This window comes from Pedobacter sp. 01N416 (genome assembly GCF_056399685.1).
Genome location: NZ_JBFTRT010001037.1, coordinates 1 through 586, shown reverse-complemented (window position 1 = coordinate 586; position 586 = coordinate 1). Strand labels below are relative to the sequence as shown.

The 586-nt window shown below is 41.0% G+C and carries 1 protein-coding gene; it reads right to left on the bottom strand.

What is annotated here, in order from left to right:
• Positions 1-2: 2 nt before the first annotated feature.
• The coding region (locus AC1DND_RS29110; protein WP_477586486.1) for a DeoR/GlpR family DNA-binding transcription regulator at positions 3-586 on the bottom strand (584 nt) is incomplete at its 5' end.

The following is a 586-nucleotide window of genomic DNA, read 5'->3' as shown; positions in this document are numbered from 1 at the left end:
ATTTAAACTACTTCAATTCCCAAATGCTTATAAGGCTTCAGGATTGCATTATCAGAATCTGTTTCAGTAATAATTACATCTACATCGGTAACCGGGCAAACATAGTAAGACTCTACAGTATTTATTTTCTCGAGTGCGGATAGCGCGATGGTTTTTTGCGCCTGGTTAATCATGATGTTGTTAAGTTGGGCATCTTCATATATAATGGAGGTAATACCCATACTATAGTGCAAACTACAGATACCAAGCATACAAACATCGGCCCTGACCTTTCTAAAAGTATCGATAGTTTCTTGCCCCATGGTGGTAAATGCCGTTTTATGCAACCTTCCGCCGGCAAATATCACTTCGGCATTGGGGTGGTCTTCCAAAATATTGGCAACAGGAAAGCTATTGGTAATAATGGTGATTTTTAAATCTTTAGGCAATGCGGCAGCCAGTGCTACTACCGAGGTGCCACCATCGAAAAACACTACCTGACCATCTTTCAAAAACGCTAAGGCTTTGTTTGCAATAATCTGTTTGTGCTGCTGATTGTACTTTTCCCTATCCCGGTAATGCTGTGGAATAGGCGAATGGGCAATTG